Origin of the sequence: Pseudomonas sp. BT-42-2 (genome assembly GCF_025847435.2) — a bacterium.
Classification (GTDB): domain Bacteria; phylum Pseudomonadota; class Gammaproteobacteria; order Pseudomonadales; family Pseudomonadaceae; genus Aquipseudomonas; species Aquipseudomonas urmiensis.
Genome location: NZ_JAOYTM010000006.1, coordinates 76,954 through 99,536, shown reverse-complemented (window position 1 = coordinate 99,536; position 22,583 = coordinate 76,954). Strand labels below are relative to the sequence as shown.

The 22,583-nt window shown below is 63.0% G+C and carries 19 protein-coding genes and 1 tRNA gene; 13 read left to right on the top strand and 7 right to left on the bottom strand.

The genetic code is table 11. From position 1 onward, the window contains the following. Positions 1-31: 31 nt before the first annotated feature. The 4 genes from OIU19_RS05055 to OIU19_RS05040 all read right to left on the bottom strand — a co-directional run bounded on the left by OIU19_RS05055 (position 32) and on the right by OIU19_RS05040 (position 3,108). Positions 32-490: a DUF805 domain-containing protein gene (locus tag OIU19_RS05055; protein WP_372353290.1), complete on the bottom strand. Its 459-nt coding sequence runs from the start codon at positions 488-490 to the stop codon at positions 32-34. Between the two features lie 22 nt (positions 491-512). Beyond that, complete coding sequence (locus OIU19_RS05050; protein WP_264233850.1) at positions 513-869, bottom strand: RING-HC finger protein; 357 nt, start codon at positions 867-869, stop codon at positions 513-515. Between the two features lie 267 nt (positions 870-1,136). Beyond that, positions 1,137-2,867: a dipeptidase gene (locus tag OIU19_RS05045; protein ID WP_264233849.1), complete on the bottom strand. Its 1,731-nt coding sequence runs from the start codon at positions 2,865-2,867 to the stop codon at positions 1,137-1,139. A gap of 164 nt (positions 2,868-3,031) precedes the next feature. Continuing rightward, positions 3,032-3,108: transfer RNA gene (locus OIU19_RS05040), tRNA-Arg, on the bottom strand. Between the two features lie 215 nt (positions 3,109-3,323). Between OIU19_RS05040 and OIU19_RS05035 the strand changes: the two genes are divergently transcribed. The 8 genes from OIU19_RS05035 to OIU19_RS05000 all read left to right on the top strand — a co-directional run bounded on the left by OIU19_RS05035 (position 3,324) and on the right by OIU19_RS05000 (position 10,581). Next, a complete protein-coding gene (locus tag OIU19_RS05035) occupies positions 3,324-4,073 on the top strand; it encodes a GntR family transcriptional regulator (protein WP_264233847.1) in 750 nt (249 codons plus the stop codon). After that, positions 4,070-5,794, top strand: a complete 1,725-nt coding sequence (locus OIU19_RS05030) for a fumarate reductase/succinate dehydrogenase flavoprotein subunit (protein ID WP_264233845.1) — start codon at positions 4,070-4,072, stop codon at positions 5,792-5,794. Before OIU19_RS05035 ends, OIU19_RS05030 begins: the two co-directional genes overlap by 4 nt. 111 nt (positions 5,795-5,905) lie before the next feature. Further along, complete coding sequence (locus OIU19_RS05025) at positions 5,906-6,151, top strand: ferredoxin family protein (RefSeq protein ID WP_008096634.1); 246 nt, start codon at positions 5,906-5,908, stop codon at positions 6,149-6,151. 117 nt (positions 6,152-6,268) lie between these two features. After that, positions 6,269-7,675 (top strand): ABC transporter substrate-binding protein, encoded by a 1,407-nt coding sequence (locus OIU19_RS05020; RefSeq protein WP_264233842.1) that lies wholly within the window; start codon positions 6,269-6,271, stop codon positions 7,673-7,675. A gap of 29 nt (positions 7,676-7,704) precedes the next feature. Next, positions 7,705-8,487, top strand: a complete 783-nt coding sequence (locus OIU19_RS05015; RefSeq protein ID WP_264233840.1) for an ABC transporter permease — start codon at positions 7,705-7,707, stop codon at positions 8,485-8,487. After that, on the top strand, positions 8,487-9,344 hold the full coding sequence (locus OIU19_RS05010) for an ABC transporter ATP-binding protein (protein WP_264233838.1): 858 nt from the start codon (positions 8,487-8,489) through the stop codon (positions 9,342-9,344). Before OIU19_RS05015 ends, OIU19_RS05010 begins: the two co-directional genes overlap by 1 nt. Further along, the gene (locus tag OIU19_RS05005; RefSeq protein WP_264233836.1) at positions 9,341-10,306 is read left to right on the top strand and encodes a HEAT repeat domain-containing protein; all 966 of its coding nucleotides are present in this window, start codon (positions 9,341-9,343) and stop codon (positions 10,304-10,306) included. Before OIU19_RS05010 ends, OIU19_RS05005 begins: the two co-directional genes overlap by 4 nt. Continuing rightward, complete coding sequence (locus OIU19_RS05000; protein ID WP_264233834.1) at positions 10,306-10,581, top strand: DUF971 domain-containing protein; 276 nt, start codon at positions 10,306-10,308, stop codon at positions 10,579-10,581. Before OIU19_RS05005 ends, OIU19_RS05000 begins: the two co-directional genes overlap by 1 nt. 101 nt (positions 10,582-10,682) lie before the next feature. Here the strand turns inward: OIU19_RS05000 and OIU19_RS04995 are convergent, their stop codons facing one another. Together OIU19_RS04995 and OIU19_RS04990 are read right to left on the bottom strand one after the other, a co-directional pair. Further along, positions 10,683-11,546 (bottom strand): ABC transporter ATP-binding protein, encoded by an 864-nt coding sequence (locus tag OIU19_RS04995; RefSeq protein ID WP_264233832.1) that lies wholly within the window; start codon positions 11,544-11,546, stop codon positions 10,683-10,685. Further along, positions 11,543-13,117, bottom strand: a complete 1,575-nt coding sequence (locus tag OIU19_RS04990) for an ABC transporter permease (protein WP_264233830.1) — start codon at positions 13,115-13,117, stop codon at positions 11,543-11,545. The genes OIU19_RS04995 and OIU19_RS04990 overlap by 4 nt, the downstream gene beginning before the upstream one ends. 297 nt (positions 13,118-13,414) lie before the next feature. Between OIU19_RS04990 and OIU19_RS04985 the strand changes: the two genes are divergently transcribed. Together OIU19_RS04985 and OIU19_RS04980 are read left to right on the top strand one after the other, a co-directional pair. Continuing rightward, positions 13,415-14,467 (top strand): ABC transporter substrate-binding protein, encoded by a 1,053-nt coding sequence (locus OIU19_RS04985; RefSeq protein WP_264233828.1) that lies wholly within the window; start codon positions 13,415-13,417, stop codon positions 14,465-14,467. 41 nt (positions 14,468-14,508) lie between these two features. After that, on the top strand, positions 14,509-15,414 hold the full coding sequence (locus OIU19_RS04980; protein ID WP_264233826.1) for a TauD/TfdA family dioxygenase: 906 nt from the start codon (positions 14,509-14,511) through the stop codon (positions 15,412-15,414). Positions 15,415-15,537: 123 nt separating this feature from the next. Here the strand turns inward: OIU19_RS04980 and OIU19_RS04975 are convergent, their stop codons facing one another. Beyond that, on the bottom strand, positions 15,538-16,452 hold the full coding sequence (locus tag OIU19_RS04975; RefSeq protein ID WP_264233825.1) for a LysR family transcriptional regulator: 915 nt from the start codon (positions 16,450-16,452) through the stop codon (positions 15,538-15,540). A gap of 191 nt (positions 16,453-16,643) precedes the next feature. Between OIU19_RS04975 and OIU19_RS04970 the strand changes: the two genes are divergently transcribed. The 3 genes from OIU19_RS04970 (at position 16,644) to gabD (ending at position 22,479) form a co-directional block, all read left to right on the top strand. Next, positions 16,644-18,980, top strand: a complete 2,337-nt coding sequence (locus OIU19_RS04970) for a TonB-dependent receptor (protein WP_264233823.1) — start codon at positions 16,644-16,646, stop codon at positions 18,978-18,980. A 17-nt stretch (positions 18,981-18,997) separates the two neighbouring features. Continuing rightward, the gene (locus OIU19_RS04965; RefSeq protein WP_264233821.1) at positions 18,998-20,674 is read left to right on the top strand and encodes an aryl-sulfate sulfotransferase; all 1,677 of its coding nucleotides are present in this window, start codon (positions 18,998-19,000) and stop codon (positions 20,672-20,674) included. A gap of 362 nt (positions 20,675-21,036) precedes the next feature. Continuing rightward, entirely contained in the window at positions 21,037-22,479 is a 1,443-nt protein-coding gene (gabD, locus tag OIU19_RS04960) for an NADP-dependent succinate-semialdehyde dehydrogenase (RefSeq protein WP_186552905.1), read from the top strand. Positions 22,480-22,583: the final 104 nt, after the last annotated feature.

Genomic DNA, 22,583 nt, shown 5'->3' with positions numbered 1-22,583 from the left:
GCCCTCCCATGATCCATGTGCACCGGCCGCCTCAGACGATGCCTTTCGGGCTCGGACCAAAGCGGTTGCTGCCCTGGGTGCCGTCCTGGATCAGGAACACCAGGTTGACGATCGGCACCAACAGCCACCAGCCGCTGCGGTCACTGTCGTGCAGGCGACGCACGGCAACGGCGATGCTCGGCAGCAGCACGGCCAGGTTATAGAGACCGCCCAGCGCTGGCGCGGTACCGATCAGGCCATCGACAAAACCGACCACGAAGGCCACCAGCATGTTGAGCAGGATGAACATCCAGTATTCCTTGCGGCGCGCACGGCCCTTGAATACGGCGTACTTCTTCATCACTTCGATGTAGGCATTACCACTGGCCACGGTCGCGGTCGCGCCATTGCCGATCGTGCCTGTGTAGGTTGTGGTCTGGGTGGCGCCGCAACCTGGGCAGCTCAGGGCCGACTGGTGAATTTGTTTGGCGCAACCACGGCAGAACACCATGCTCATTTGTTTTCCCTCACGATTAATTAACTGATAGTCCGATAAAGCAGAGCAGTGAGAACGCCGTCATGACGACGCCGGCGACGGCCATGCCGTTGCCGGGTTTTCTCTGGCTGATACTGACAATGCCGCTGACCAGGCCGATCGAGGCGAACAGGCTCAGACCGAGCAGGGTGTCGGCGTCCCATTCGGCGTCATCGAACAGGGAGAGCAAGCAGAGGATGCCGAGGATCAGCGCGGTGACGCCCATCCACGACGACTCGCCGCCGATGCTCTGGGCAGGCGGTGTGACAGCGAATTGGGGGGCGCCACATAGTGGGCAGGCGGGTGCCGTTTCGTGCAACTGTTTGGCGCAGCCGCGGCAAAATACCATTGCCATTGCAAATCCTTTTGTGGCGTCTTTCGAACGCTTCCCTGTGTCGAAATCCGATGCCGTGGACCTCAATGTCCGCTGGGCACCGGTTAAAAAATTCTCTAACTAACAGGCGGTCAGGCCCTGCGAAAAGCCGGGCTGAGCGCGCAAGCGGCGCAGAGATTACCAAATATTTCGATTATGGCGAAATGCTGGCGCCAATAATTCCCGTGGTCATAGCTCAGGCCTTAGAAAAAGGCGCCATAGCGCCTTTTTCAACCATTGCGCTAAACCTCAAAGTTTTGGCATCTGCCCAATCCGCGCGACCATCTCACTGACGATCTGCAAGTCCAGCATGAATTGCTCCACAGTCTTGAACTCGTTGTCGTTGTGCCCGGTGTATTTCACGTTGGGCATGGCCAGACCAAACTGCACGCCATTGGGCAAGTCATGCACCGAAGTGGCGCCGGCAGAAGTGCCGAACTCATGGGGCATGCCAAGGTTCTCGCTGGCTACTGCGAGCAGGGCCTTGACCCATTCGCCTTCAGGATTGCGGTACATCGGCTGGTCGAGGTTGGTGTCGAAGGACACCGCAACAGCGCTGGTTTTGGCCCAGGCACCGAGCTTGTCGGCCAGTTCGGCCTTGAGCGTGTCGACTGGCTTGCCTTTAGGCACACGCAAGTTGACCGCCACTTTCAGGGCTTTGTCATCCAGGCCAACGAAGGTCGGCGAGGCCGTCAGCGGGCCCATGAATGAATCTTCAAAGCCAATGCCCAGCTTCTTGCCGGTGTAGTCCAGCCCCCAATTGTCGGCGGCGTAGCGGGCGGCGTCGGTGATGTGGTTGTGCTTGAGCGGCACGTGCTCACCCAGCCCGTTGATGAACACCAGCATGCGCGCGACCGGATTGACCCCGGACTCAGGCTCGGAAGAGTGCGCCGAGACGCCTTTGCTGGTCAGCAGCACTTGCTTGCCTTCGACTTTCGCCTCGATGCTGAAGTTAGCGCCGTTATCCTTGACGAACTGCGCACCGGCTTTGTTCAGGCGCGCGGCGAGATCGGCAGGGTTTTCGCCCATCAGGGTCACCACCGAAGTGGTGGGGATCTGGTTGTTGGCCAGGCCACCCGTCAGGCTGGTGAGCTCGGCACCTTGGCCGCTGGCTGCGCGGCGGGGGAAGGTGGCCATTACCGCGCCAGAGCCTTTCTCGGCGATGACCACCGGATAGCCGCCGTCCAGTGCCAGGTTGTAGTCCGGCACCGGGTTGCGCTCGAAGTAATAGGGGATGGCCTCACCGGTGGTTTCCTCGGTGGTGTCGACCAACAGCTTCAATTGGCGAGCCAGCGGCAGCTTCTCGTCCTTGGCGACTTTCATGGCGTACAGCGCGACGATGATGCCGTTCTTGTCGTCTTCAGCGCCGCGGCCGTACATACGATCACCCACCAGGGTGACTTTGAACGGGTCAAGGTGAGTGCCGTCTTCGAGCTTCCAGTTGTCTGGATTGACCGGCACCACGTCGGCGTGGGCATGAATGCCGACCACTTCCTTGCCTTCACCGAGCGTGATCTCGTAGACCCGGTTGTCGATGTTGCGGAACGTCAGGCCGAAGCTCTCGGCCAAGGCTTTGATCTTGTCGGCGATCTTGTGAAATTGCGGATTGTCATGCTGGGCTACGCCTTCGACCTGGAAAGTCGGGATCGCGACCAGCTCGCGCAGGTTGTCAGTGGCGGCCTTGCCGTACTTGATGCGGGTATACAGGCCGAGCAGGCGGTTGATCTCGTTGTGCTGTTCGGCGGCCAGCGGCTTGCCGGCCAGGTAGGCCTTGAGGGTGTCACCCAGGTTGTCGGCCTTGGCCAGGTCGCTGTTGGCCAGCTTGCCGATGAATTGCTTGAAGTCGGCCGGGTCGCTGCCGTCGTAGGCTTTGAGGATGGCGGCCGATTGCTGCTGGGAAAGATTGGCTTGGGCCTGCGAGGTGAACAGGCCGATGCTGGCCAGCAACAGGGTCAGGGCAGAGAATTTTTTCAGGTGCATGGGTAAGCGCATTCCTTTGCTGATGCATGAAAGGAGGTACCCGCTCGGATGAACGGGAAGCTGCTCACGCTAACATCAAAGGACAGCGGCACGGGAGTACCAGAAACGCGACGCGGCGCACAAACGAAAAAGCCCCGGGACAAGTCCCAGGGCTTTTCAAGATATGGCGCACTCGGCGGGATTCGAACCCACGACCCCTGCCTTCGGAGGGCAGTACTCTATCCAGCTGAGCTACGAGTGCAACGCGGCGCAATGATACCCATCTTGGGGAATGACGTCCATCGCCTTGATCTGTGGTGTTTTTCCCTGTGCATCTTCAGGCCGCCCCCACCCGAGCCCGATACTTGCCTGCCAGCAATATCCATATTCGATATCAGTATTTCCCTAGCCATTCTTATACTCGCTATTCTCTGGTCACAACTTGTTATAACAAGTCACCGATCAGCGAAGAGAACCATGGCCCAATTGCTCCCCCTGTCCCCGGTACCGCTCTACACCCAGCTCAAGGAACTGCTGCGCGAGCGCATTCTCGATGGCAGCTACCCACCGCACAGCCGCATGCCGTCGGAAAACGAGCTGGGCAAGGCCTTCGATGTCAGCCGCATCACTGTGCGCCAGGCGCTGGGCGATCTGCAAAAGGAGGGGCTGATCTTCAAGATCCACGGCAAGGGCACCTTCGTCGCCAAGCCCAAGGCGTTCCAGAACGTCAGCACCTTGCAAGGTTTGGCCGAGTCGATGACGCAGATGGGCTACGAAGTGATCAACCGCCTGCGCAGCTTGCGTCACGTGCCAGCCAGTGCGCTGGTAGCCGCGCGCTTGCAGGTTGAGGAGGGAGAGCTGGTCACCGAGATCCGCCGCGTGCGCTTGATCAACCGTGAGCCGGTGTCGCTGGAGCTGACCTGGCTGCCCAAGGCGGTCGGTGAAAAGCTGGAAAAAGCCGACCTGGTCACCCGCGACATTTTCCTGGTGCTGGAGAACGACTGTGGCATCGAGCTTGGCCACGCCGATCTGGCCATCGACGCGGTGCTGGCCGACAGCGACCTGACCCAGGCACTGGAGGTCGAGGAGGGCGCGCCGATCATGCGCATCGAGCGTCTGACCCACGCCGCCGATGGTACGCCGCTGGACTTCGAACACCTCTACTACCGCGGCGATGCCTTCCAGTATCGCCTGCGCATCGACCGCCAGAAGGGGGGCAAGGCATGAGTATCGAGACCCAGGACTACGACATTATCGTCATCGGCGGCGGCACCGCCGGCCCGATGGCGGCGATCAAGGCCAAGGAGCACGACAAAAGTCTGCGCGTCCTGCTGCTGGACAAGGCCAACGTCAAGCGCAGCGGCGCCATCAGCATGGGCATGGATGGCCTGAACAACGCCATTATTCCCGGCCACGCCACGCCTGAGCAGTACACCAAGGAGATCACCGTCGCCAACGATGGCATCGTCAACCAGACCGCAGTGCACGCCTATGCCACTCACAGTTTCGCCACCATCGAGCAGCTCGACCGCTGGGGCGTGAAGTTCGAAAAGGACGAGACGGGTGATTATGCGGTGAAGAAGGTGCACCACATGGGCGCCTACGTACTGCCGATGCCCGAGGGCCACGACATCAAGAAGGTGTTGTACCGCCAGCTCAAGCGGGCGCGGATCGAGATCAGCAATCGCATGGTCTGCACACGGGTACTGCTCGATGGCCAGGGCGCCGCTGCCGGAGTTCTTGGATTCGACTGCCGTAGCGGTGAGTTCAAGGTCGTCCGCGCCAAGGCCGTCATTCTTGCCTGCGGTGCCGCCGGGCGTCTGGGCCTGCCTTCGTCGGGTTACTTGATGGGTACTTACGAGAACCCGACCAATGCCGGTGACGGCTACGCCATGGCCTATCACGCAGGGGCTGAACTGGCCAACCTGGAGTGCTTCCAGATCAACCCGCTGATCAAGGACTACAACGGCCCGGCCTGCGCCTACGTCACTGGCCCGTTGGGTGGCTACACGGCCAACAGCAAGGGCGAGCGCTTCATCGAGTGCGACTACTGGAGCGGGCAGATGATGTGGGAGTTTCATCAGGAGCTGGAGGGTGGTAATGGCCCGGTATTCCTCAAGCTCGATCACCTGGCCGAGGAAACCATCCAGAACATCGAAGAGATTCTGCACAGCAACGAGCGCCCCAGTCGCGGCCAGTTCCACGCCAATCGTGGTACCGACTATCGCCAGCACATGGTCGAGATGCACATCTCCGAGATCGGCTTCTGCTCCGGGCATTCGGCCTCGGGCGTGTGGGTCGACGAGAAGGCCCAGACCAGCGTCAAGGGCCTGTACGCGGCGGGCGACATGGCTGCGGTGCCGCACAACTATATGCTCGGCGCCTTCACCTATGGCTGGTTCGCCGGGGTCAATGCCGCGCAGTACGTGGCCGGACGGGAATTTGCCGAGGTCGATGTCGAGCAGGTCGAGCGCGAGCGGGCGCGGGTGTTCGCGCCGTTGCAGCGTGAGCACGGTCTGCCGCCAGCGCAGGTCGAGTACAAGCTGCGGCGCATGGTCAACGACTACCTGCAGCCGCCCAAAGTAACGAAAAAGATGGAGATCGGCCTGGCGCGCTTCGCCGAGATCGAACGCGACCTTGCGCAGATGAAGGCCAACAATCCCCATGAGCTGATGCGGGCGATGGAGGTCACGGTGATTCGCGACTGTGCCGAAATGGCCGCACGCGCCTCGCTGTTCCGCGAGGAAAGCCGCTGGGGGCTGTACCACCACCGGGTCGACTTCCCCGAGCGCAACGATGGCGAGTGGTTCTGCCATTGCCACCTGAAGAAGGGCGAGGACGGTGCGATGACCAGTTTCAAGAAGGCGGTCGAGCCGTACCTGATTGCTCTGGATGCCGACGAACAGACCGCGTACGACCGGCTGCGTGTAAAGGCCGATGCCGCCTGATCGCGGGGCAAGACCGCTCCCACGCCTGGGATCTAGCGTCGGAGCGGGCCTGCCCCGCGATTGCGATGCCACTGACAGAACGAGGGCCAAAGGCCCCAAGGACCCCGTGAAATGGCCTATCAACCCCAGGAAATATTCTTTCGCAGCAGCGCCCCGGTGACCATCGACGAAGACAAGTGCATCGCCGAAAAAGGCTGCACCGTCTGCGTCGAGGTGTGCCCCATGGACCTGCTGGCCATAAACCCGGCCACGCAGAAGGCCTACATGGCCTTCGACGAATGCTGGTACTGCATGCCCTGCGAAAAGGACTGCCCGACCGGCGCGGTGAAGGTCGATATCCCGTACCTGCTGCGCTGAAACACCCGCCATCCGGCCAACCACCGGACGCCTTACCTGTACGCCCCCTCGTTTCCCACCACCCAAGCCTGGTGGCGGAGACGATTCCAATACCTAAATGATTCGAGGGGAAACACCATGCGCCTTGTAGCAACCGTGGCCGGCCTCGCGCTGGCAATCGCTGGCCTGAATGCCCACGCCGAAACCATCCGCATCGCCATCGGCACCCAGGACACCACCATCAACTGCGCCACCGGCGGCCTGCTGATCCGCGAGCTGGGCCTGTTGGACAAATACCTGCCACACGATGGCAAGTACAAGGACGCCCAGTACCAGATCGAGTGGAAGAACTTCACCAGCGGCGCGCCACTGACCAACGAGATGGTCGCCGGCAAACTGGACTTCGGCGCCATGGCCGACTTCCCCGGCTCGTTCAACGGCGTCGCTCACCTCGATGCTGGCAAGCGCAGCCTGTTCATCAGCGTGCTGTCCGGTAGCGTACACGGCAGTGGCAATGGCATCGTGGTGCCGGCAGCCTCAGGCGTGCAGTCGCTAGCCGAGCTCAAGGGCAAGACCATCTCGGTGCCGTTTGCCTCGACCGCCCACGGCATGCTGTTGCGCGCCGTCGCCGCCCAAGGCTGGGACCCGCAGAAAGATGTGCGGATCATCGCCCAGGCGCCTGAGATTGCCGGTTCAGCCTTGCGCAGCAACCGCATCGAAGCGCATGCCGACTTCGTGCCGTTCGCCGAGCTGTTCCCCAATCGCGGCTTCGCCCGCAAGATCTTCGATGGCTCGCAGGCCAATGCGCCGACCTTCCATGGCGCGCTGGTCGATGCCGACTACGCGAAGAAATACCCCGAGGTGGTCACCGCCTACCTGCGCGCGAGCCTTGAGGCCGATCGCCTGATCGCCGCCGAGCCAGAGAAGTACAGCGAGCTGATCGAGAAGGTCACCGGCATCGAAGCCGAGGTCAATTACCTGTTCCACGGCCCGCTCGGCCTGCAGACCCGCGACCTGACCTGGAAGCCTGAATACCGCCAGGCGGTGGCTACGTCGATCGACACGCTCAAGCTGCTGAAGAAAACCGACCGTGGCCTGGACACCGCGCAGTTCATCGATGACCAGTACATTCGCGCCGCCTTCAAGCAGGCCGGGCTGGATTACGAGCAGGCGCTCAAGCACTACCAGCCACTGCCCCTCAAGGCCAATGACGCCCTGACCGGCAAGCCGATCACCGACTTCAGCCGCCTGGCGCAGATCTGGGTGCGCGGCGAAGACAAGGTGCGCCACTACGCCTCACCTGAAGCGGCGCTGAGCGCCTTGGCGCAGCTGGAGCAGGAGGGCAAGGACATCCGCGCGATCTACGCCCAGGCCGCTGACAGCGGTATCAAACTGTTGGCCAACCAGGCCTGGTTCGTGCGTAACGGCAAGGGCGAACTGGCAGCCTTCCTGCTCAAGGATCAGGCCGAGCAGTTCGCCAAGGCCCACGGTGGCGAGGCCCTGGACTTCGTCAGCGCCAACCAGAAGCTGGTCGCCCAGCGCTGATCGGCCGGCCCCGACCCGGGAGAATTTTCATGACAAGCACCTTCACGCGCTGGCCTGTGCGACTGGCCTCGCTGCTGGCCTGCCTGCTGTTCTGGCACCTGGCCGCGAGCAGCAAGCTGAACCTGGGCCTGTTCACCTTCACCTATGTGCCGACACCCAAGGCGGTGCTCGATGCGGCCTGGCAACTGCTGACCTCCAGTTCGTTGCTCGCGCACCTGACTAGCAGCCTGTCGCGGGTATTTTCCGGCTACCTGGTGGCGGCTGTGCTGGGCGTGTCCCTAGGGCTGGTGATCGGCCGCTCGAAGTGGGCCGAGGACACCTTGCTGCCCCCACTGGAGGTGCTGCGGCCGATCCCGGCGGTGGCGTGGATTCCGCTGGCGATCCTGATGTTTCCATCGTCTGAGCTGTCGATGGTGTTCATCACCTTTACCGGCGCGTTGTTCCCGATCCTGCTCAACACCGTGCATGGCGTCGAGGCGGTCGACCCCCGCCTGGTCGCCTCGGCGCGCAGCCTGGGTGCCGGGCGCTACGCGATCCTGCGGGAGGTGATCTTGCCGGGTGCGCTGCCGAGTATCGTCACTGGCCTGGCGATCGGCATGGGCACCTCGTGGTTCTGCCTGGTCACGGCCGAGATGATCGCCGGGCAGTTTGGCATCGGCTACTACACCTGGGAGTCCTACACCTTGCAGAACTACCCGGACATCATCGTCGGCATGCTGTTGATCGGCGTGCTGGGCATGGGTAGCAGTGCCCTGGTCAAACGCCTCGGCGCGCTGGCCACGCCCTGGTATCGGCTGCGGAGGGGCGCGTGATGAGCAGTTATCAACAGGCCCCCGAGCCTGGTCGTATCGAAGCGCGTGGCGTGTCGATACGCCTGGGGCAGGGCAGTCAGGCGTTCGAAGCGGTACAGGCGCTGGACTTCACCATCGCGCCGGGCGAGTTCGTCTGCATCCTGGGGCCATCGGGTTGTGGCAAGTCCACCTTGCTGGGGGCTTTGGCCGGTCATCTGTTGCCCAGCTCGGGCGTACTCGAGGTCGATGGTGCGCCGGTCGCGGGGCCATCGCCGGAGCGCGGCATGGTCTTCCAGCATCACACCCTGCTGCCGTGGCGCAGCGTGCTCGACAATGTGGCCTTCGGCCTGAAGATGCAGGGCCAGGGCAAGCCTGAGCGGCATCGCCGCGCCAGCGAAATGCTCCAGCTGGTGGGCCTGGCCGACTTCGCTGAACGCTGGCCGAGCCAGCTCTCTGGCGGTATGCAGCAGCGCGCCGAAATTGCCCGGGTGCTGATCAATCGCCCGCGCCTGCTGCTGATGGATGAACCCTTCGGCGCCCTCGACGCGCAAACCCGCTCACGCATGCAAGAGTTGCTGCTGGATATCTGGACGCGCATCCGCACCACCGTGGTGTTCGTCACCCATGACATCGACGAGGCGCTGTTCCTGGCTGACCGAGTGTTGGTGATGAGCCCACGCCCAGGTCGCTTCATCGAAGACGTGCGCCTGAGCTTTCCTCGCCCACGCCACGCCAGCCTGCTGACCAGCGCGCAGTTCACCCACCTCAAGCGTCACTGCCTGGCTTTGCTGCGCCACGAGGAAGGCCGCGAACTGCCGCGCCTGACGCCGCTTGGTCTGCCCGACACTGACCCTCCACCGCTACGGATCGCGCTATGACTGAACGAACTACAGACCACCCCGATATTGTCGAATTGCTCCCGCGTTTGAATGCCGACGACGCGGCCGTGCGGCGCATCGCCCTGATCGACTTGGCCGATCTGGAAGAGCCCGAGGGCCTGCCGTGGCTGACTGATGCGCTATTGGTCGACTCCTCGACCGAGGTGCGCACCGAGGCGGCGCGTTTGCTCGAAGCCTGGGAACAGCCAGATGTGGTGCAGGCACTGTGTGCTGCGCTGGCCGACAGCGCCGAGCCGGTGCGCCTGGCCGCCGCGCAAAGCCTTAGTGAGTTGAAGAGCCTGGAAGCGGGCTTGCTGATCCTGCCTTGGGTAACCCATGCCGATGCCTTCGTGCGCGCCAGTGCGTTGCGTGCCCTGCGCGAACTGCGCCTGGAAGACGCCGCAGGCCCGGCGCTGCTGGCGCTGCAAGATGCGGACGCTGCGGTGCGCCGCGAAGCGGTGGGGATTCTTGGCTGGCTCAAGCATGAGGCGGCCTTGCCAGCGTTGGCCGGGCTCGCCGCGCAGGAGTCGGACACCGAGGTGCGCCGCGCAGCCATTGGGGCGTTGGGCCTGGCCCGGGATAGCAGCGTGTTGCCCGCGCTGACTGCGGCATTGCGCGACGAGGCCTGGCAGGTGCGTGAAGAAGCCGCCACCACCTTGGGCAAGGTCGGCCATGCCCAGGCCGGTCCGGCTTTGGTCGAGGCCTTGGCCGATGGCTACTGGCAGGTACGCCTGCGCGCAGCCCGTTCGCTGGGGCGCTTGCGTTTCCGCCAGGCCCTGCAAGGGCTGGTCGAGCTGCTCGGCCACGGCATCGCCAACCTGCGCAAGGAGGCCGCGTTGGCCTTGGGTGAGTTGGGCGATAGCGCGGCGCTGCCGGCGTTGCGCAATGCCGAGGCTGACAGTGATCCGGAAGTGCGCAAAGCGGTGCGCATTGCCCTGGCGCAATTACAAGGGGCGGCGTGATGAACGCGCCGCGCGGGTTACGTAACGTGCGCGGGCAGGGCGAGTTGGCCGTGCAATGGGCAGATGCGCTGCAGGTGATCAGCCATGTGCGGCTCAGGGGAGCGTGCCCCTGTTCGCAATGCCGGGCAAGCAAACTGCGCGGGGGCATTTCGGCGGTGCCCGATGATGTTCGAATTGAGCGGATCGAGGTGCAGGGGTATGGCGTGCAGTTGGTGTTCAGCGATGGGCATGAGCGCGGGATCTACCCCTGGCAGTATCTTCGGGAGCTGGGTTGAAGCCGCTGGCCTTATCGCGGGGCAAGCCCGCTCCCACGCATGCCCGAGTAAATGGTCGTCCTGCGTGGGAGCGGGCTTGCCCCGCGATAAGGCCAGTGAACTCAAAGTGCGATCAATTCTGGGCGCAGACCTTCCACCCGCTGCACGGGCGGCTTCAGATAGCCGCCATCTCCGGTAATTTGGTGCAAGACCTTCTCGCGTAACCCATGCAACGCCACCCCGGTACGCTGGCGCGGGTGGTCCAGGTCGATTTCCACTACCGCCTTGATCCGCCCGGGCCGTGGCTCCAGCACCACCACCCGATCCGCCAGATAAGTCGCCTCTTCGGCATCGTGCGTCACCAGCAGGGTGGTAATCCCTGAGCGCTCGCGGATCGCCAGCAGCTCATCCTGCAACTGTTGGCGGGTCAATGCATCCAGCGCGCCGAATGGCTCGTCCAGCAGCAGGATGCGTGGGCTGGCGACTAATCCGCGGGCGATCGCCACCCGCTGCGCCATGCCACCAGACAACTGATGCGGATAGGCCGATTCAAACCCGACCAAACCCACCAACTGCACGTATTCATGCACCCGCCGCGCGCGCTCGCCCTGGGTGAGCTTCTCGTTGACCAAGCCCAGGCCAATGTTCTGTTCGACATTCAACCAGGGAAATAGCCGATGCTCCTGGAACACGATGCCGCGCTCGCCACCAATGCCGTGTACTGGCTGGCCATCGACGCGGATGCTGCCGCTGTAGTCGGTATCCAGCCCCACCAGCAAGCGCAGCAGGGTCGACTTGCCGCACCCCGAGGCGCCGACGATGGCGATGAACTCACCTTGGTTGATCGACAGGTCGAAATTACGGATGGCCTCCAATGCCTGGCCGTCGACGGTGAAGGTCTTGCTGACCTGCTCGAAGCTCACCAGCGGGGGCGTGGCGTCTGCTTGGTTGGCGGCGTGCAAAGCGGCATTGATAAAGGCGTTCATGCGGTTCTCCAGCGCGTGGCGCGCGATTCGAGGCGTTGTCCGAGGTTGCCCAGCAGGGCGCCGACCAGGCCGATCAGGACCATCGCGGCCATCACCTGATCCATGCGGAAAAGCTGTTGCGCGCCGAGCATCAGGCTGGCGATGCCGCCGTCCGAGGGCATGAAGTATTCCGCACCAATGGTGCCCAGCCAGGCATAGATCAGCGACAGGCGCAGGCCGGCGAAAATCGCCGGGGCGGCGCCGGGCAGGACCAGCAAGCGCAGGCGGTGCGGCAGGTCCAGGCGCAGCGCGCGGGCGGCTTCGCCCAGCTGCGGCGACAGGCTGGCGATGCCACGTTGGGTGGCGATGAACAGTGGGAAGAACGCCGCCAGGCCGACGAACACCAACTTGGCTCCTTCGCCCAAGCCAAACCAGGCGGTCAGCAGCGGCACCCAGGCAAAGATCGCCACTTGACGCAGCGCCGAAAGGCTCGGCCCGAGCAGGCGTTCGGACCTGTTCGACAGCCCCAGCAGCACCCCCAGCAAAAAGCCTGCGCCGCCGCCAATCAGCAGGCCAGCCAGGGTGCGTTGCAGGCTCAGGCGCAGTGCTTCAAGCAGCGAGCCGTCTGCCACGCCAGCTTTCAGACTGTGCAGCACGCCTAGGGGCGAGGTGAGGATGTTGTCGTCGACCCAGCCGAAGCTGCTGCTCGCCTGCCACAGTGCCAGTAGCGCCAACGGGAGCAGCAAGCCTTGCCAGGCTCGCGGCACGATGCTGCGGCGTTGCTCGCCAGTGGCCGGTTGCGGCCAGTACAGCAGGCGTCGTTCAAGGCTGCTGAAGCCGCGATCCATGCAGGCCCCGACCAGACCGATCAACAGGATGCAGAGCAATACCAGATCGAGCATGAACAGCTGTCGGCCCCAGACCATCAGGTAGCCAATGCCCTCGCTCGAGGCCAGTAGCTCGACCGCCAGCAGTGAGGTCCAGCCCGTCGCCAGGGCCAGGCGCACGCCCGCCAGAAACGAGGGCAGGGCGGCTGGCAGCAGCAGACGCCGGAACACCAGGTGACGCGGCAGACGCAGGGTTGCGGCCGCTTCGCGCAGTTTCGGTTGGGCGTCGCGCACGCCGACCAGGGTATGCAGGGTGACTGGCACCACGATGGCCTTGATCAGCACTACCAGCTTGAGCAGCTCGCCGATGCCGAAAAACAGCATGAACAACGGAATCCAGGCCAGCGTGGGGATCTGCGCCAACGCCACGAACGTCGGCAGCACCAGCGTTTGCGCCCGTCGCGAGGCGCCCAGCCAGGTGCCCAGCAGCAGGCCGCCGGTAATCCCGACGAGCAACCCCCAGGCCAGCCGTTGCACACTTATCCACAGGTGGCTCCAGAGCTCACCGGTACCGAAGTCCAGTGCGCTCTGCCAGACCAGCGTCGGCGCCGGCAGAATCTGTTCGCTCATCCAGTGCAAGTGGCTGGCGCTCACCCACAATGCGGCCAGCGCCAAAGGCAGCAGCCAGGGTAGTAGGCGCTCGGCGCCAATTCGCCATCTCGGCAGGGCCGGCAAGGCAGGCCCCGAGGTCAGCAGTTCGCTCATCGGGCATCTCTCGAAGCGTTGTTAGGTTATTCATTTATGGAATAAAAAATCTCCATTAATGTACTTCAAGAGATAAGAACATGCGTTTCATGCATGGGGAAGCCTATCGACGTTGCGTTTTCCTCATATTTTCCATGCGTTTCACGCAAGCCGGGCTGCGGCCCGCGCAATGCCTGATTTATATCTTTTAGTTACTAAAAAATGAAGATTTGATCTTTGTTGGTGCTAAGCAGACCCGCCTAGCTTCTGGCCAAAGCGCCGGCCCTCGCCGGTGGCAGCCTGCCAAGGAGCCTTGCCATGAAAATCCCATTGCGTCACTTGCTCAGTCGTTTCGCCCCCACCCTGCTGGCTGGCGTGCTCAGCGCCTATGCGCTGAACGCGCAGGCCGCCGAGGTCGACACCATCCGCATTGCCGTGCCCGACTTGAGCGCTGGCAGCAAGCCCAGCGCGGGCGGGGTGGTGGATGTGCTGCGCAGCCAGCAACTGCTGGAGAAAGAGTTTGCCAAGGACGGCATCCAGATCGATTGGCGCTTCTTCAAGGGCGCAGGTCCGGTAATCAACGAAGCCCTGGCCAACGGCCAGGCGGACTTCGCCTACCTGGGCGATCTGGCGGCCATCATCGGCAAGGCCAATGGCCTGGATACCCGCGTGTTGTCGGCGGGGGTGCGCGGGGTGAAAAGCTACCTGGGCGTGGTGCCAGGCTCCGGGATCAAGACCCTGCAAGACCTCAAGGGCAAGCGGGTGGCGGTATTTCGCGGCACGGCCAACCAACTGTCATTTGCCAGTGCCTTGGCCAGTCAAGGCCTGTCGGAGCGCGATCTGAAGGTCATCAACCTGGACTTCAATGCCGCCAATGCCGCCATTGCTGCCAAGCAGATCGACGCTACCTGGGGGCTGTCCAACCTGCTCTCGCTGCGCGATCGCGGCTTGGTCGAACTGCCGGTCAACTCGCGCGACCTCAAGGGCGCTGGCAGCACCCAGGCGGTGCTGCTTGGCACGGGCGAATTCATTCGCCAGCACCCTGAGCTGACCGCCCGCCTGGTCAAGGCGCAGCAGCAGGCCACTGAGTGGCTGCGCGATGAGAACAACCGCCAAGCCTACGTCGATCTGGTGGCCAGCACCGCCAACTATCCCAAGGTGATCCTTGAAGGCGACCTGGCCCAGGAGAACCTCGCGCACTACTTCGATCCGCGGCTGGACGCCGAATTCGTCGGCCTGCTGCAACAGGGCGTCGACCTGGCAGCCAAGGAACGCCTGATCCGTCGCAGCTTCCAGGTTTCTGATTGGATCGAGCCGCGTTTCCTCGATGCCGCGCTGCAAGCACAACAGGCCACCCAGGCCGCTCGCTGATAACCGCAAAGCCCCATCATTTGACCGTGAGGACCACCGCAATGAGCAATGCCGCACTGGCCACCGCGCCGCATACCGTTGAGCTCGACATCCGTCCGATTGCCGGCCGCATCGGCGCCGAGATACGCGGGGTCAAGCTTGCCGCCGACCTCGATGCAGCGACCGTCGAGGCCATTCAGGCCGCACTGGTCGAGCACAAGGTGATCTTCTTCCGTGAGCAGACCCATCTGGATGACCAGAGCCAGGAAGGCTTCGCCAAGCTGCTCGGCGAGCCGGTCGCCCATCCCACGGTGCCCGTGGTCGATGGCACCAGTTACTTGTTGCAGCTCGATGGTGCAGAAGGGCAGCGGGCCAACTCCTGGCACACCGATGTGACCTTTGTCGATGCCTACCCCAAGGCCTCGATCTTGCGCAGTGTGGTGGCGCCGACCTCAGGCGGCGATACGGTTTGGGCCAACACGGCAGCGGCGTATCGCGAGTTGCCGGAGGCGCTGCGCGAGCTGGCGGACAAGCTGTGGGCGGTGCACAGCAACGAGTATGACTATGCCAGCCTCAAGCCCGACGTTGATCCCGCCAAGCTTGAGCGTTATCGCAAGGTGTTCACCTCGACCGTTTACGAGACCGAGCATCCGGTGGTGCGGGTGCACCCGATCAGTGGCGAGCGGGCGTTGCAGTTGGGGCATTTCGTCAAGCGTATCAAGGGCTATTCGCTAGCTGATTCGCAGCATTTGTTTGCCGTCTTGCAGGGCCATGTGACGCGCCTGGAGAACACCGTGCGCTGGCGCTGGCAGGCAGGCGATGTGGCGATCTGGGATAACCGCGCCACCCAGCATTATGCGGTGGATGACTATGGGACCCAGCCGCGGATCGTGCGCCGGGTGACCTTGGCGGGGGAGGTGCCGGTGGGGGTTGATGGGCAGTTGAGCCGGACTACGCGCAAGGGCTGATGCAACGCGGAAGCGGGCTTGCCCTGCGATAGCGATGGTGAATCCACCACTGCTATCGCGGGGCAGGCCCGCCCCCACGAAGCTTAGGCAGCAAGAACCTAAATAGCCCGAACCCAAGCAGCGTCAGGTTTCAGCATCACAGGCAATCAACTGCCTGACCAAGCCCTGCGCCAATGGCGACAAGCCATACCCGACCCGGCTTACCACCCCGTAGCGGGTGTAGCACTCTTGCTCCTGCTCCGCCGTCAGGTCCACCAGCTGCAGCGCCAGCAACCCTCGCTCACCCTGATACGGCTGCAAGTTGGCACTACAGGCGATGCCGATGGTGTCCGAGTGCAGCACCACATTGAGCAGCGCATAGCCATGCTCGCATTCCACGCTAGGCAAGAAATCCTGGCGACCACTGAGGTCGCTGAGGATCTTGCGGATATTCGGCGGGCGGAAGGTGGTCGCCAGGGGGTAATCGAACAGATCACGCGCACGTACCTCGGCCTGCTTGGTCAACGGATGTCCGGCGCGGCAGCAGAAGTGCCAGCGCTGCGGCGTCAGCTTGTGCACGCGGTAATCTGGATCAGCCTCGAACTGGCGGGTGTCGGCCACGAAGAACTCGATCTCCTCGGCAATCAACTTGCGGTTCAACGCCTGCCAGTTATCCACCTGAAAACAGGTGCGCGCCGCCGGAAACTCACTGACGAAACGCGCCACCGCGCGCGGCACCAAGCCGCCCGCCGGCGCAGGCCCTGAGCCGAAGCGCACCACCCCAGTGGTCGCGCCGTTGAACTGGTTGATTTCGTTGACCAGGTTGTGTGCGCCATGCACCAACCGCCGTGAATGCTCCAGCACCAGCAAGCCTTGCCGCGTCGGCGCCAGCTCCTTGCTGGCGCGGTCGACCAGCCGGCAGCCAACGTTGTGCTCCAGGGTTTGAATGCTGCGGCTGAAGGCCGATTGCGACAGGTTCACCGCCGCCGCCGCGGCGACAAAGCTGCGGTGTTCGACAAGGGCGATGTAGTGGCGCAACTGACGGAGATCTATATGCATTTTCTACATGAAAACTTTCGGTGAAATGCAATTGATGGGAAGGGTTGTGACCCTTATAAAGGGTGTCACTTATTCCACAAAATATGAATTACACATATTTATAGATCTTAAAAGAATATAAGTCTGCCTGACCGCGATTCGGTTCCGACAACGGAAATGCTCGCCACGGCCCATGCCTCAAGGAGCATTGCATGTCCCGAATCTATCGTTGGCCCGCGCGCGCATCACTATTGGCCCTGCAACCCCTGGCCGCTGGCGTGCTGCTGGCCGCCGCTGGCAACAGCTTTGCTGGCGAGCCGGTCAGCGCCACCCCGGCGGTGGAGCAGGCCGCCAAGCTCGGCACCGTTACCGTCAATGCGCGTCGCCGCGAAGAAACCGCGCAGAGCGTGCCCACGCCGATTAGCGTGCTGGGCAGCGAAACCCTGGAAACCCAGCGCATCTACCGGGTACAGGACCTCCAACAGCTAGTACCGAGTACCAACGTGGCCTACGTTCACGCCCGCCAGTCGAGCATCTCGATCCGCGGCCTGGGTAACAACCCGGCCAGCGACGGCCTGGAAGGCAGCGTCGGCATCTATCTGGACAACGTCTATCTGGGTCGCCCGGGCATGGCCGTGTTCGACCTGCTCGACGTCGAGCAACTGGAAGTGCTGCGCGGCCCGCAGGGCACGCTGTTCGGTAAGAACACTACCGCCGGGGTGCTCAACATCACCACCCGCAAACCGACCTTCCATCGCGAAGGCAGCGTGCAGTCGTCGCTGGGCGAGGATGGCTACTGGCAGACTCAGGGCAGTTTCTCCGGGCCGATCAGCGACACCCTGGCCGGGCGCATCAGCGCCTACCACACTGAAGACGACGGCTATGTGAAGAACATCCACGATGGCCACGACCTCAACGGCGGCAAGCGCCAAGGCTTTCGTACCCAGCTGCTGTTTCAGCCGAATGAAACCTTCAACCTGCGCTGGATCGGCGAGTACAACGAGGAGAATTCCGACAACGGCATTCTCAGCCTGTACAGCACCGGCCCGACCATCAATGGCGTCAACCGCTACGAGAGCCTGGCCGCCCAGGCCGGCGCCACACTGGTGTCGGGCAAGGACCGCAAGGTCAACTTCGACGCCGAGCAGCAGGTCACGGTGTTCCAGGGGGGAACGTCGGTAGAGGCCAATTGGACCCTGCCCAACGATTTCACCCTGACTTCGATCAGTGCCTATCGCTGGTGGGACTTCACCCCGCGCAACGACGATGGCCTGGATGTGCCGGTGTTCTACAGCGCCGGGGTCTCGGTGCGCGACAAGCAGTACTCGCAGGAGATCCGCCTGGCCTCGCCCACCGGTGGCTTGTTCGACTATGTCCTGGGTGCCTACTATTTCAAGCAGGACCTGGATAACAAGTCGTTCACCTATTACGGCCCGCAGGCCGATATCTGGAACCAGACGCCCGCTGGCGCCCTGGCCAACGTCAACACCATCGGCAATGGCCACATCGATACCGACAGCTACGCGCTGTTCGCCCAAGGCACCTGGCACCTCACCGAGCGCCTGGATTTCACTGCCGGAGTGCGCGGTACGTATGAAGAGAAGAGCGCCTGGGTCACCCGCGATGCCCCGTCTGGCGGCGCGGCGGTATCTGGAGCGGCAGCGGCGGCGCGCAACGGTCGCGTCGGCGCCTACGATTCGGGTGACCTCAACCAGTACAGTTTCAGCCCCTCGGGCCTGCTTAGCCTGAGCTACCGCTTTACCGACGACCTGCTGGGCTACGCCAGCCTCACCCACGGCGAGAAGTCTGGCGGGGTCAACCTGACTGTCGGTGCCGCGCCACGGCTTGGGACCGATTCGTTGCTGGTCGGCACCGAGCGGGTCAACAACGCTGAGCTGGGCCTCAAGAGCACGTTGCTCGACAACCGCCTGCAGCTTAACGCCAACCTGTTCTGGGCCCAGGTGCATGGCTACCAGGCCAACGTCTACGACCAGGTCAACCGCGTGCAGTACCTGGCCAACGCCGGCAGCGTGCGCTCGCGCGGCCTTGAGTTCGAGGCCACTGCGCTGCCGATCAGCGGCCTGACGGTCAACTTCAACGGTTCGTGGAACGATGTGCGTTACACTGACTACAAAGACGCCCCATGCCCACCTGAAGTGAGCCTGGCCAGCGCCACCGCCACCTGCGACCTGTCCGGGCACCAGGTGGTTGGCGCCTCCAAGTACATCGCCAACCTCAACGGCCAGTACAAGTGGCAGCTGACCGAGCGCATCGAACCCTACGTTACCGCCAGCTACGCCTTCCGCTCCAAGGCGGTGGGCACCATCGACGACTCCGACTACGGCCAGATCCCCAGCTACGCGATCGTCAACCTCTCCACCGGCGTGCGCCTGGACCAGGGTGATGGCGTGCTCGACTTGTCGCTGTGGGTCAAGAACGCCGGCGACAAGACCTACTTCACCAGCCTGTGGAACTCCGCCAACGGCGGTTATGCCGGCGTGCTTGGCACCCCGCGCACCGTGGGCGCTACCGCCCGTTACGACTTCTGAGCACAAGGAGCTTTGCCATGAATGCCAAGACCGACACCCCCGCCTTGCCCGAGGGCGCTTGCCTCACCGCCAAGGTGCCCGACCACGATGAAGCGCTGCTCGGCGATGTAGTGGTCAACCCCTATCGCCTGGCGCCACTGACCGCGATCATCCGCGATGGTGGTCGGGCCATCAGTGCTGCCCATGTACGCGTGCGTGGTCGGGGTGAGCGCGGGGTAGATATCGTCTACGACGTGTCCGATCGCTCGCTGTGGACCTATGGCGGCATCCCGGTGTTTGGCTTGTACCCAGATCACGTCAACCAGGTCGAAGTCAGCTACAAGCTCGATGGCGAGCGAATTCGCGAACAGTACGAAATCTATGCCCCGGCCGTGCGCTTGCCAGTGGTGGCTAAACAGACAGCGGCGCTGCCGCAGGTGGTGCCGGTCAAGGTCGCGCCGGGCTTCGAGAAACGCCTGTACCTGTTCAACCACCTGCTCGGCGATATTCCGGGTGGCCGCGCACTGAAGTGGAACGCCCTGGGCGGCGCTGCCGAATGGGATCAGGTCGGCAACAACTGGATCGCCGACAGCAATGGCGACGTGCGCTGGTACCTGGACATCGAGCAGATCCACGACTCCAACCGCCGCGACGGCCTGGGCGGGACCATGGGCTTCCAGCAGACCCGCGACGGCAAGCTGATCTGGGGCCAAGGCCAGACCTATTCCAAGTACGACCTGCTCGGCCGCCAGGTGTGGCAGCGCACGTTGCCGGACAAATTCGCCGACTTCTCCCACGAGATCCGCGAAACGGTCAACGGCACCTACCTGCTGCGCGTCGGCACCACCGATTACCGCCGCCCGGATGGCAAGCGGGTGCGTTCGATCCGCGACCATATCATCGAGGTCAACGAGGCGGGTGACGTGCTGGACTTCTGGGACCTCAACCAGATCCTCGATCCGTATCGTGGCGAGTTGCTCGAGACGCTCGGCAAGGCGGCGATCCAGTTGCCGGACGGCGTGGCCAAGCAGGACAGCACCCTGGCCAACGAACTTGCCGAAGGTGACTTGCCGTTCGGCGATACCCCGGGCGTGGGCACCGGGCGCAACTGGGCGCACGTCAATGCCATCGATTACGACGCAGAAGACGACAGCATCATCGTTTCAGCCCGTCATCAAGGCGTGGTGAAGATTGGCCGAGACAAACAGGTCAAGTGGATCCTCGCCTCGCCCCAGGGTTGGCCCGAGCGGCTCAAGGACAAGGTACTGACGCCCGTGGCCAGCGAAGGCTTCGACTGGTCGTGGACCCAGCACACCGCCTGGCTTACCGGCAAAGGCACGCTGACCGTGTTCGACAACGGCTGGGGACGCAACTTCGAGCCGACCAAACTCAGCGGCAATTACAGCCGCGCCGTTGAATACCGCATCGATGAGGCCAAGGGCACGGTCGAGCAGGTCTGGGAGTATGGCAAGGAGCGTGGCGATGAGTGGTACAGCCCGGTGACCTCGGTGGTGGCTTATCGGCCGGAGACCGATACCCAGTTCATCTATTCCGCTTCGGTGGGCTTCCTGACCAAGGAGAAGCTGACCAGCACTACCCTCAATGAAGTGCGCCGGGGCAGCCAGGACGTGTTGGTGGAGCTCAAGGTGCTCAGCCGGCAGCCGGGCAGTGTCGGTTATCGCGCCCTGGTGATCGATCTGGATAAAGCGTTCTGATGCCTGCCGGGAGGGCCGTCCGGCCCTCCTTTTTTCCTCATTCAGGTTAGCGCGGGCTCTGATTCTGCGCGGTCCTTGTGGGAGTGGGCTTGCCCGCGAACGAGGGCGCAGCCCTCGCCATCCATCCCAGGTGAAATTCAGACGAGGTGTTCAACCACTCGTTCTTTTTTTCGAACAGCCTATTGTCCAAGACCCAACAGACCCTTAGGATTCGTTTGAGATTTCAAACGCTCGACGCCCGCAGGTTGAACACTTGGCTCAACCCGGTGCCTGAATTCCTGACGGCAGCTCCCTTGATGGGGGCGCTTATTCAACAATCAATAATTCGCCCCGTGCGCGCACGGTGCTCAAGGGAAGCCGACATGCAGCTCAAAGACGCTCAGTTGTTCCGCCAGCAAGCCTTCATCAACGGTGAATGGCTGGATGCGGACAACGGCCAGACCATCAAGGTGACCAACCCGGCCACCGGTGAAGTCATCGGCACCGTGCCGAAGATGGGCGCCGCCGAAACTCGCCGCGCCATCGAAGCCGCCGACAAGGCCCTGCCGGCCTGGCGTGCACTGACCGCCAAAGAGCGTTCGAACAAGCTGCGTCGCTGGTTCGAGCTGATGATCGAGAACCAGGACGACCTGGCTCGCCTGATGACCACCGAGCAAGGCAAGCCACTGGCCGAAGCCAAGGGCGAAATCGCCTATGCCGCATCGTTCATCGAGTGGTTCGCCGAAGAAGCCAAGCGCGTCTACGGCGACACCATCCCAGGCCACCAGCCCGACAAGCGCCTGATCGTCATCAAGCAGCCAATCGGTGTTACTGCCGCGATCACCCCGTGGAACTTCCCGGCCGCGATGATCACCCGTAAAGCCGGCCCGGCCCTGGCCGCTGGCTGCACCATGGTGCTCAAGCCTGCGTCGCAAACCCCGTACTCCGCTCTGGCCCTGGTCGAGCTGGCTACCCGCGCCGGCATCCCGGCGGGTGTGCTCAGCGTCGTCACCGGCAGCGCGGGTGAAGTCGGCGGCGAGCTGACCGGTAACTCCCTGGTACGCAAGCTGTCCTTCACCGGCTCGACCGAAATCGGTCGCCAGCTGATGGAAGAATGCGCCAAGGACATCAAGAAGGTTTCCCTGGAGCTGGGTGGCAACGCCCCGTTCATCGTGTTCGACGACGCCGATCTGGACAAGGCTGTCGAAGGCGCGATCATCTCCAAGTACCGCAACAACGGCCAGACCTGCGTCTGCGCCAACCGCATCTACGTGCAGGACGGCGTCTACGACGCGTTCGCCGAGAAGCTCAAGGCTGCTGTTGGCAAGCTGAAGATCGGTAACGGCCTGGAAGATGGCACCACCACCGGCCCGCTGATCGACGGCAAAGCCGTTGCCAAGGTTCAGGAACACATCGAAGACGCCGTCTCCAAAGGCGCCAAGGTGCTGTCCGGTGGCAAGCTGATCGAAGGCAACTTCTTCGAACCGACCATTCTGGTCGACGTTCCGAAGAGCGCCGCAGTCGCCAAAGAAGAGACCTTCGGCCCGCTGGCGCCACTGTTCCGCTTCAAGGACGAGGCTGAAGTCATCGCCATGTCCAACGACACCGAGTTCGGCCTGGCCTCGTACTTCTATGCCCGCGACATGAGCCGTGTGTTCCGTGTTGCCGAAGCGCTGGAATACGGCATGGTCGGTATCAACACCGGTCTGATTTCCAACGAAGTTGCGCCATTCGGTGGCATCAAGGCCTCGGGCCTGGGCCGCGAAGGTTCCAAGTACGGTATCGAGGACTACCTCGAGATCAAGTACCTGTGCATCAGCGTCTGAGCAACTGATTAAGTAGCAAGGTTTTTACCTCTGCCAGCGGGGCGCGAGAGCGACGTCTCGCTGGTCTTTTTTACATCGCAGTACCTGGTGGCCCGGGCGTTCAC